The following is a 10133-nucleotide window of genomic DNA, read 5'->3' as shown; positions in this document are numbered from 1 at the left end:
CACTATTAATGATTTACTATTTTAAAAAAAACAGGGCGTCATTAGAATCTAAATCGATTAGGTATGGGACTTTAGTTAACATTTTATTAACTTCACCTAAAATATTAGCTTTTGATGCATCAAAGTTTTTGTGAGGGACATATAAAAAAGTATTTTTAATAGGAACACCACTGATTAATGTCTTTTCTAGAACATCATATGGGATAGACCATTGAACCACTACAGAGCCATTACCAAGTTCAGGATTAATATTAAGCTGTGAAGCTTCTGTGCTGCTCAATTTTGTCAATGCTTTTAATGAAGTTACAAATAAGCATGGGTTAGTTGTGCTGGGTTTGCAGCTAGAGAATTTACTACCTTGTTCGGCAATGACTTTGTAGTGGTGACCGGAGCGAGATTTCGATATTGAAACTAAATTGCCAATAGATTCAACTAATTGTTTTTGATAATTCTCGATGCCACTTAAATCTTCAGATGGTAAAAAAGAGATAAAAGTGAATTGGTCATATGGTGCGTTTTTGTTAGACATTAACAAACCAAGACCAAGTTCAGATAAAGACCCTGATAACCCAGACGCATTTACTACCCCCACACCAAGTGCTCCTGTCGTAATATCAACAGCACCTCTAGTTGCTGAATAGCCGCCAGTATTAAAGTCTTCTGGCACTTTCAAATCTTTAATATTCCGATCGAGCTTAGCAAGTTTAACAATCTTCATCGCTTTAGAATCACCTTGTTCAATAGGGGTGATATCTTCAAGTGTTGAAGGGCCAGTTGGTGTAGAGGCGCAACCTGCTAGCGAGAATGCGATTAGTGATGCTGTTACTAGTTTAGGTAAATTAGCCATGTCAGGTCGTCCTATTTATTGGTCTTGTTATAAAATTAACATTAAAAATAATTACTGCAAGAGTTTGAAGTAAAAAATCCATATTTACAATATGTTAGTAACTAATCTACAAGACCATGTTCAGCAAGATACTTTTCAATTTGAGCGGGACTTCCAATACTGCGCTTTAGCATTAGCATGGCGTGTTCCTTTACTTCATTAGATTCGCTGCTTCTGATTAAAGACAGCCAGGTTTGAACAAGTATTTTTGGTGGATGCGTCTTTGTCTGTGTATTAGTCATGACTTAACCTTTAGGTGTGTTTAGTAAAACGTTAACATTTAATTTGGCCATACCATTGTGCTCCCGCTCAACTGAAGCAAGGTAGTTACCTGTACCATTGATGAAGTAAACGATATCGTCAACCTTTGGGCCTGTCTCTGTAGCGTAAACATACAAAGACATAGGTTCGCTTGAGCTCCCATCTAAAGGGTCAATACAATTAACCACATCGTCAACAATAGCGTAGATAGTCCCTGACTTAGCTTGGTCCTTTAGACTTGAAATTGAGATTTCGTATTTTGTTAAATCATTAAGAGAAACTAATAGTTGGACCCAATTTTTTTCCGCTTCTTCCACCAGCCGGTTTTTATATAGTAATTTCATTAGGTCGTTTAAGTGTTTTTCTTTACTTTTTTTTGAAATGATAACTTGTTTAATAGCCGTTTTAATGTCCTTGTAATTAGGTTTTTTAAGAAATGGCTTCATAAATTTAACAAGGATCTGGTCTCTAGTGTGAACAGGACAAAAACGAGTCGTCTCTCCAACAGACATATAAAGATGAATTAATGAATGCTGACAAAAGTGCCTTAAATTGTCGTAATATCGTTGACTCATATAGAACCCTTCTACTGAGTTATCTTAAGTAAGATACTGTGTTGAAATTTGATATCTAATAGCTCATCTTCAACAGCTGAATTGTTGTTGATCCAGTTGTTTTTCATAGATAAAGTGACTTCGGATTGCGTAGCTTCGATAATATCAATTTTTCCTGCAAAGTACCCCGCAAAATATGATAAATCTCTTAATAAACTGGGCTCGATTGTCCTTATAGTAAGGTCACCAATAAACCCTTGTTCCATAGCAGCATTTAAAGCCCTTCTAACGTAAACCATTGCGATAGGGCAACGAGTAGCATTAAGATCAAAAATTTGATGTCCCATTATGCTTTTCCTAAATCAGACTTGAGCATGGAATGATACGAATTTTTTGACACACAAGTAGAGCTAGACGTTTTTCAGAAGCTTTAACTATTCTCGTTTTTCCCTGTATTACTTGAAATATTTCTTTCTGAATCCATATGTCATGGCTTTTATCAAAAACTGGTAATGAATTGATGGTTTTAAGCGGGGCAAAATTTAAGATGGCACTTTGAGTATGTAACGCCTCTTCTATAATGGATCGGCCCACGTATGCGAGTGATTTAAGTCCGATGGCACAGAAGAAAATATTAGAGTCGATTTGCTTTTTAAGCGCAGTAGGTTCGCTAATAGATAAAAGGTTCTCAATACCTAGTACACTGTAAATTTCACTCACATATTGACATAATAAATTCAAGTACATGTCGTAACAATCTTGGTTTAGTAACATTTTATTAGCGGTTTTTTTGTTGCTTTCCCCGACGATAATCATGATGAAGTCAATAAGGTTGGCTAGAGTGTATACCTTGCCCGTCGATAGTTTTCCATTGACGGCTATGATGTTACCGAATTTTAATCCGTGTGTTTCTGTGCGTTGAATTACTTCTTTTGCTAATCGGCTTAATGCTGATTCGGAGTCAAAGTAAATGCTTTGGCTAGCGTTAGGCTTTTTCAGTCCATAATGTAAGTCACAAAATATTTGAGTTACCAGTGTTGCAGACTCGCGGATAGTCATTGTTGGTACAACAACTATTTTAACATTGAGGGTATATTGAGCGATTTCAGGGCGAGTCAATATAGCCTTTTTAATAGCACCAACTCGTCCTTGTCCATCAATGAATAATCGTCCGTAATGGCTCTTAATAGTAGCTTTGTATAAGTTGGTGCCAGTGTATCCATTTTCACCATTTTTAAGCAATGGGGTTTTATCTAAGCCTGTGACCACCAGCAAAGCAGAAGGGAATACAGTGTTATCCCTTTCAACTAGGTAATCATGTATGTTATTGATTCTGCTTTTTTCTGCGTCCCTTTGTAATCGTTCACGTTCTGGGATGTTTTCATCTTCTAACTCAAAGTATGTAGCACATTGCTCATAAGTTAACTGGGTCAGGAAAGTTTGCCCAATCCCCTCTAAGCCCTCTTGAATGATTATATTAAGATCACTTTCAGCGGTAATTATATATTTTGGTATTACTAGGCTTGTTGAATTGTTAACTACGTTCATTATCAGCACCCGTTTGTAATGGTTTATTTCTCTATTGCATTAATGTTCTCATAAATATTTTCTCTCGCAAGGAAGTGGAGGGTAGTTATTAAGTGAAATGTTAAAACTTAACTAAGACGGAGAATAACTAGAGATTAAAATTCACTTTATTGCGGGGTATGTATGCCTGTGTTTTACTTATTGGTATCAAGTAATAAATTTAATGCAGAGGGTTTATAATGTTAAATGCAACTTTAGGAAATATGTACTTAGTGGTTGGCCGATGTTCTGATGAGGAAAATTATCATAAGCTTGTAGTTGCTATGTCGCCAGAAGAAGCTGAAGAAAAACTAGAGGCTTATGTTAGGGATGACTGCGGGATATTAGGGGGGGATTTTTATGTAGTTCACTGCGCTCAAATTGGTGATATGGTTTTGAATGTAATTAATTAATTAATTAATCACTAAAGCGCCGAAAGGCGTTTTTTTACCTTGAAATGGCTCCTGCCTTATCGGTAGTCTGATTTAAAGATGAAATAAAAAAGCGGATAGATGAAATTAGGAGTGAAGCAATTATTGAGCCTGTATTTATAGCGGCCTTTATTGAGGTAGATAAGTATTAAGAAATAATTATTGAACAATTTTCTGTGGTTAACATACAAATTAACACAAGCAGTTGCATAGTGTTATTGAAATATTTTGTTTGTACTTCCTTGCGGCAAATCTAAGATATTATATATTTTGTTCATATATAAAGATATAAATCTAAAGGGTTATGATATGGACTTATTTAATTTAGACTCGTACAAAGCGGTAGAGTCAATGAACGCTTATGAAAAGAGTGAAGAGTTAATTTGTGAGTATTTGACCCTACTAGAACAAGGGTATTGTTTACAAATTGGCTTTAGTGGTGGAAAGGATTCAACCTGTGTACTTAATGGAGCCCTTGAAGCTATGTCCCGTGGCATCAAGGCCGGAGTAGTTGAAAAAGAGCGTCCACTGGTCGTTATTACGGTTGATACCCTTTTAGAACCGGCACCCATCCAATGTTATTTACCGTTTGCTCACAAACAAATTCGTCAGTTAGCAGCTAAGAGCGGCGTAAATTTATTCCTTAAAATCATTAGCCCTCCAATCCAAGAACAGTTAATGACTTTGTTCGCCGGTGCGCAAAAGTTGTTAGCTACCGCTTCCTCTGGGCGAAGTCCAGATTGCTCTTCTCTCTGGAAGGTGGGAACTGGGATTAAGGCGCTTAGGGAGATTAAGTCTTCATTACCATTTAAGTATCAAGAAGCCAGTTGGATTTCTATTTCTGGGTCTAGATCTTCGGAGTCGTCACGCCGAAAAAATAACATGAAAAATCAGAAGGTGCTTTCTGTACTTGCAACTAATTTGATTGAGACGATCAATGCTGAAAAAGTTGTAAACTCCAAGGTGTTCAGATTTGCCCCAATAGGCCACTGGTCTAATTCGGATGTGATTAGTTACCTTACTCATGCAGGTATGGAGCCCATGGTCAGACCCGCGCCAGGACACGCAATAGAATCTTATGGCCCAAATTTTGGTTTATTACTCGCTATTTATGGTGAAAGCTCTAGTACAGATGTTTGTGATGTCGCGATTATAGATGACACTGGAAAAAGTGAAACCTCTGGGTGTGGGAAAGGGCGAGTTGCTAGGTTCGGTTGTGTAACCTGCTTATTGGTTGCGGAGGACAAAACGGCCCAAGAGTCATTCGAATATGTAAGGTGGTCGCGTTTTGGCGATTCAACTCTACGTTTTAGAGATTATTTATCACGGGTATCAGACGATATCACGAATAGAGCTTTTCATGCTCGAGCTTATGATCCATCAGGTAATAACAATGTGTTTCTCCAGCCTAATACTCTAAAAGCACGGGTATTGGAAAAGATGGTGTGGTATGCAAGCCAGATATCACGAGACTACGAACAAATACATGAACAGTTCCAAAAACTCCATAAAACTGGTGAGGTAAATACAGACATTGGCATTATAGATATTGTTAGTGATAAAAATTTAACAGAAAGTGTTAAAAAGCAATACATTGAATGTTACACAGATAGAATGATTGCTGGCCCATTGTACACCCTATTTAGCCAAGAACATGCGGTTCTATTATCATTTCTATGGTCGCTTCATGGCGTTACATCACTCCCATTTCGACCTGTAGCAATCTATGATGCCGTATTTAAAGGTAAATCAATTCCATACCCTCAAACAAATGCAGAATTAAATGCTAAGCGTAGATCTCAAGGTTTACCGTCCGTAGCTGATGAGCTCAAAAGTCAGAAGATCCCTGATGCAGTAGTGGCGCGTTTGTTTAAGCCTGTTAATGAAACGTATTCAGAATTAAAAGCAAAATTTGGGGAAGCTTTAACACCAGCACATTTAACTGAATTAATGCCATTCAAAATAGAGGATTACTGGCAAATCAAAAACATTCAATTTGATGCGCTGGGAGGGGTTCTTAACTATCCCATTACTCGGAGTATCAACAGTCGTAAATTCCAATTAACTTATTCAATCGATGCTCAGGATAAAGAAACATTACAAGCAAAATGCCTATCAACAAACAAGAAAATCAAGTTGCTAGAAGGTACAACCCTTTACAGTGAGTTATTGAACCTAGGAAGACAAGATTATGCTCTTGAACTTGACCATGCCTCGCTTGAAGCAGGCGTGTCAATCCAAGAAATGTTGTTGTCCCGTAAGAGTCACATGGTTCCTTTCGGTGTTCAATGCATTCATGAGTTTTCAAACCAAACCATTTATACGAGCCCAGTTGTTTACTTTGACGAAGATGTGAAGAAGTCAAAAAAACAACCGTTGAAATGTTGGTCCGCACGTAAAAGGATTTATGACAAATCAATAGGTTCATATGTTGCAGGTAGAGCATCACTGAAAACCTATACTGTAAGCGCAACTACATCATTGCAGGAGCAGTTTGAACAATCTGTCAGCTATTGGTTGCCTGATGAAAGTGTAGAGCGAGTATGCGTGATAGGTACTCATAACGAACGAGAGTTTGACATCCAAGCAGGGGTTTATTTTGATTATGATATTTTTAATGAGTGGAAAGTATTTGGTTGGGCTAAATTGCTCGAACGACATAATCAATCGTTAAGTACCTGCATCCGCAATAGGCTGTCTCCTAGACGGTTTATGGGTACTGAACCTGTGTATCATCTTACTAATAATACAGGTTTAACTGTGGCTGAAAAGTTGGTTGCTTTCCTTTACAAGTCCCTCAAGCGTACCGAGCTTTTTGCTAAGTCAGGGTTGTATAACCTCGCTAACTTAAATGCAGATCAGTTATTGTCTATACCGAAACTTATTACCATGGCCGAACATCGTTCACAAAAGGTTCAACACTTACTCGCAGTGAGATATGTAAAGCATTTACAAAATAAAAACATTAAAAGTAATTTCGTAAATCAGTCGTGTAGTAACAGGAATAATGATCAAGTATTTAAGAATATTACTAAAAGATTGGATGCCTTTATCTTGCAATATGAAAGTATAGCAAGTGCGTATCTTGCGTCCGACTTTTTAGCACAATTTGTGAGTGACGCGCATGAGCGTCGTAAAAAGTATGAAATCTGGCTGTCAGAGTTTACGCCGATTTTATCATCGGTTGATGACATGCTGATGTTGCTAGCCACAAAGTCAGAAAAGCAACGAGTAGACATCGACTTTAGGCTAAAGCAATTATTAGTGGTTTACCTAGGGAATAACACAGCTAGTTTAAAAAAATCACTTACAGATAAGCTATCGATCCCTAGCAAAGCCGTTAAAGAAATTCTGGATAAGGTTAAGCTCGGTGATGCAATTATTGCACGGAAGGGCAACGAGTATGTACTTGATGATAAAGTGGCTGCTAACGTCGATGTACTTAGTTCGTGGATTAAATCTAATCATGCAAAGACAAATGTATTTCTATTAAGCTTTGGATTCACTACATCAATTGCCTATTTATCAGAGCAAGATTATGTAGACTCGTGCTTCAGTCTAAATTCATCTACTAATTCAGTGGAGAAGAAGGCGACCAGAAAGCTAGCAGCTGAGCAGCATTGGGCAGATGGTAGTCGGAAATTGAATTTGAATATTCACGAATGTTTTAGTTCGTTATTTACGAGTGTGCCAGTCGAGATATCAAAAAGAATGGCAACTAAAAAACAGGATAACGGCATCATTTCGATTCAACTCGCGAAGCTCTTTGGGGCTGGTGGCTCAGTGGAAGCAGCATAAACATAGTTAATAACTCACCATTTAGATCGAATTTATGCAATTAGATTGGTATTTAACTCTTGCTAAATGTAATAATCAACGCAAATTGTTATACTGTAAGAGTTGAGGTTTGTGTGGGAATTACCAAGGATCAAGATAGTGTCGCAAATACTGATGAGCATACGTTAACCTGTGCCTTGCCTGGGAGTGGGAAAAGTTTTACGTTGATTGAGCTCACTCTGCGTCTATTGAATAAATCTCCGGCATATAGCGTTTTACTAATCACCTTTACTGATGCTGCGACAAAAGAGCTTAGGCATAGATTGTTTGAGAAGTTAACTAGCTTTCAAAGGGCTCGAGTTCGAGTCCAAACATTTCATTCTGTAGCTTGGCAAATGTATAAGCTTCACAATAAAGAAAAACTGGCTATTGGGGTAGACCAATATTTCTTTGTGGAGCGAGCAATGCGTGAAGAACAGTTTAGCGGTGAACATGCAGAAGCAATGGAGTCCATAGAGTTTTATGGTCGTCAAATGTCTTCATCACCTGTTGCGGGCTTTGATTACGAATTGTATGAGCGATACATTTCAATATTAAAATCGGCAAAGCGCGTGGATTTCAACATGGTTTGCAAAAAAGTATATGTAAACCTTTCACAAGATTTAATACCGCCAGTTAGTGAATCTCATATTTTAGTCGATGAATTCCAGGATACCGACAAACTTCAATATAATTGGTTGTATGAACACGGCGTTAGGGGGAAGAAGTTAATAGTGGTTGGGGATGATGATCAAGCTATTTATAGTTGGCGTGGTGCGGCTGGTTATCAAAACATGCTAGATTTTCAACGGGACTTTGATGCAGTTGCCTATATTTTAAGTGAGTGCTTCCGGTGTGGTCCCAAGATCTTGGAGCGAGCTGGGCAGCTAATAAAACACAATAATGACCGTGTTGATAAACCAATGGTTTCAAGCGCTCCTGTAGAGGGTAAGGCTTGGTATATCGACAGTGGTAAAGTCGGTGAGGCTGATACCGCATTTGAATTTATCTCCAAACAACCGAGTGAGTGGGCCGTATTAGCCAGAAGTAATTTACAGTTAGATCTAATAGAAACAATCGTCAAAAGTCATGGCATCGATTATCAACGGTTGGGAGGTAAAGGTTTCTGGGATAACCCTGCGGCTTTAATGTTCGTAAAGTGTATGTATGTAATGCTAGAACCAAAGGCTTCGCAGATCCTTTCTGAAGTTTTAGGTTTTCTTCATGAGAGTGAACAAAATATTTTAGTTATTGTTGAACAGCTTAATAAAAGGCGTATTTCGTTTGGTGACATGTCTTACACTTCAGATGACAACTGGTCTAATCAAATTAAGCAATATCATGGGATGTGGGAGAAATGGCAAACTCCAACAATCGATAAAAATGAAGTGTCACTAAGACTGAGAATGATGATAGAGCTCTGCACTAGTGTAAGAACATCAAAGGCAGACCAGCGGGTAATTAGGTCAGTAAGTGACATTTTACTAAAGATGCAGGGAACATTTGAAAATAATATTAAATATTTAGTTGAACGATCTAGTGTTAAGAAAAAAGATAAGCAAGCTGGTGAGGATGTTCTAACGTTAGCGACAATGCATTCATCCAAAGGGCTTCAGTTTAATAGAGTATGGATCGTTGGTGGTAATGAGGGTACATGTCCGTCTAAAGCAACGTTAGAGGGTGATTCTGCTGGTGGTTTAGATGAAGAGCGTAGGTTGTTTTATGTCGCTATGACTAGGGCCATTAGTGAGCTGGTTGTCTCATATAGCAGTGAAAAAGAGTTAAGCAGATTTGTCCATGAGGCTGGATTAGAGTTTGTTGAAAATACAATTTCAACTACATCAGAAGATGAAAACGCATCTTGACGTTTGTGTAAATTTAAGTATCCTTATACATAGTGAGTTAATCACATTAACTCACACTTCACTTATGGAGCCAAAAGGCTCTATAACAATATCAAATTTGCCATTTGATATTCTGAGAAAAATCCTAGGCTAGCAAGTTGAACTCTAAACTTGCCACACTTACCACCACTGAGCCAGGTGATAAGTTGTAACCGGCTCGGCCAGCTATTACTTCAAATTTGTCTGACACGCTTAATGTTTTTTCGAGTGCATTAAGCATGACAGATAGTTTGTCACCTAACCCTCTCCACCCACGCCTTTCAAGCAACCTAATTTTTCTAAGTATTTAGAAATCTTCTCTTTGAGATTTTACATATTACGCATGTGATTTTGTATTATAGGTGGGTTTTTCGGGTCGTCCATATGGATGATTTTATTGATATATTCGGCACATATCATTGATATACCTTACTGATTGTCTATCAGATTAATTGCATTGTTCACCTTGAGCTTTGCTTATTTAAACCCTTAAGGGAGTTATAAACACTCCTTTATGGATGCTTATAACTCTCTTTTTTTTGGAGTTCGTTATGAGTGTTTTATTACTAGTTTTATTAGCATGTACTGTTGTTGGTTTAGGTTTTTATACTTTAGCTGTTAAGCCTATTTTAACTCACTTTTGGATTATCTAATGTTTACCATAAGTGTTTTATTATTATCGGCCTTAATTCTATTGATCACATCCTCTTACAACGTATATTTAATTATTAACTGT

Annotated in this window: 8 protein-coding genes; 3 read left to right on the top strand and 5 right to left on the bottom strand. The window is 37.6% G+C overall.

What is annotated here, in order from left to right; genetic code table 11:
* Positions 1-16: 16 nt before the first annotated feature.
* From AC19MV_RS17060 to AC19MV_RS17040, 5 genes are all read right to left on the bottom strand, one after another.
* Positions 17-847 carry a hypothetical protein gene (locus AC19MV_RS17060; RefSeq protein ID WP_498309057.1) on the bottom strand — a complete coding sequence of 277 codons (831 nt, stop codon included), beginning with the start codon at positions 845-847 and terminating at the stop codon, positions 17-19.
* A 101-nt stretch (positions 848-948) separates the two neighbouring features.
* A complete protein-coding gene (locus AC19MV_RS17055) occupies positions 949-1128 on the bottom strand; it encodes a hypothetical protein (protein ID WP_498309055.1) in 180 nt (59 codons plus the stop codon).
* Positions 1129-1131: 3 nt separating this feature from the next.
* Positions 1132-1722, bottom strand: coding sequence for a DUF2913 family protein (locus tag AC19MV_RS17050; RefSeq protein ID WP_498309053.1), 591 nt, complete (start codon positions 1720-1722; stop codon positions 1132-1134).
* 11 nt (positions 1723-1733) lie between these two features.
* A complete protein-coding gene (locus tag AC19MV_RS17045; RefSeq protein WP_498309051.1) occupies positions 1734-2048 on the bottom strand; it encodes a hypothetical protein in 315 nt (104 codons plus the stop codon).
* Between the two features lie 10 nt (positions 2049-2058).
* Positions 2059-3249, bottom strand: a complete 1191-nt coding sequence (locus AC19MV_RS17040; protein WP_498309049.1) for a DNA sulfur modification protein DndB — start codon at positions 3247-3249, stop codon at positions 2059-2061.
* A 218-nt stretch (positions 3250-3467) separates the two neighbouring features.
* On the opposite strand from AC19MV_RS17040, the gene AC19MV_RS17035 reads away from it, so the two are divergent.
* The 3 genes from AC19MV_RS17035 (at position 3468) to AC19MV_RS17025 (ending at position 9379) form a co-directional block, all read left to right on the top strand.
* Positions 3468-3680: a hypothetical protein gene (locus AC19MV_RS17035; RefSeq protein ID WP_498309048.1), complete on the top strand. Its 213-nt coding sequence runs from the start codon at positions 3468-3470 to the stop codon at positions 3678-3680.
* Between the two features lie 327 nt (positions 3681-4007).
* The gene (locus AC19MV_RS17030; RefSeq protein WP_498309046.1) at positions 4008-7496 is read left to right on the top strand and encodes an adenine nucleotide alpha hydrolase family protein; all 3489 of its coding nucleotides are present in this window, start codon (positions 4008-4010) and stop codon (positions 7494-7496) included.
* Positions 7497-7609: 113 nt separating this feature from the next.
* Positions 7610-9379, top strand: coding sequence for an ATP-dependent helicase (locus tag AC19MV_RS17025; RefSeq protein WP_498309044.1), 1770 nt, complete (start codon positions 7610-7612; stop codon positions 9377-9379).
* Positions 9380-10133 lie beyond the last annotated feature (754 nt).

The sequence above is a fragment of the Shewanella sp. MF05913 genome (genome assembly GCF_059758095.1).
The sequence above is the reverse complement of the archived record's forward strand: the minus strand, read 5'-3'. Positions and strand labels throughout refer to the sequence as shown.

What these genes read in the sequence shown, in the direction of transcription:
- AC19MV_RS17060 (WP_498309057.1), bottom strand. Translation starts at nt 847, where the DNA reads ATGGCTAATTTACCTAAACTAGTAACAGCATCACTAATCGCATTCTCG.
- AC19MV_RS17055 (WP_498309055.1), bottom strand. Translation starts at nt 1,128, where the DNA reads ATGACTAATACACAGACAAAGACGCATCCACCAAAAATACTTGTTCAA.
- AC19MV_RS17050 (WP_498309053.1), bottom strand. Translation starts at nt 1,722, where the DNA reads ATGAGTCAACGATATTACGACAATTTAAGGCACTTTTGTCAGCATTCA.
- AC19MV_RS17045 (WP_498309051.1), bottom strand. Translation starts at nt 2,048, where the DNA reads ATGGGACATCAAATTTTTGATCTTAATGCTACTCGTTGCCCTATCGCA.
- AC19MV_RS17040 (WP_498309049.1), bottom strand. Translation starts at nt 3,249, where the DNA reads ATGAACGTAGTTAACAATTCAACAAGCCTAGTAATACCAAAATATATA.
- AC19MV_RS17035 (WP_498309048.1), top strand. Translation starts at nt 3,468, where the DNA reads ATGTTAAATGCAACTTTAGGAAATATGTACTTAGTGGTTGGCCGATGT.
- AC19MV_RS17030 (WP_498309046.1), top strand. Translation starts at nt 4,008, where the DNA reads ATGGACTTATTTAATTTAGACTCGTACAAAGCGGTAGAGTCAATGAAC.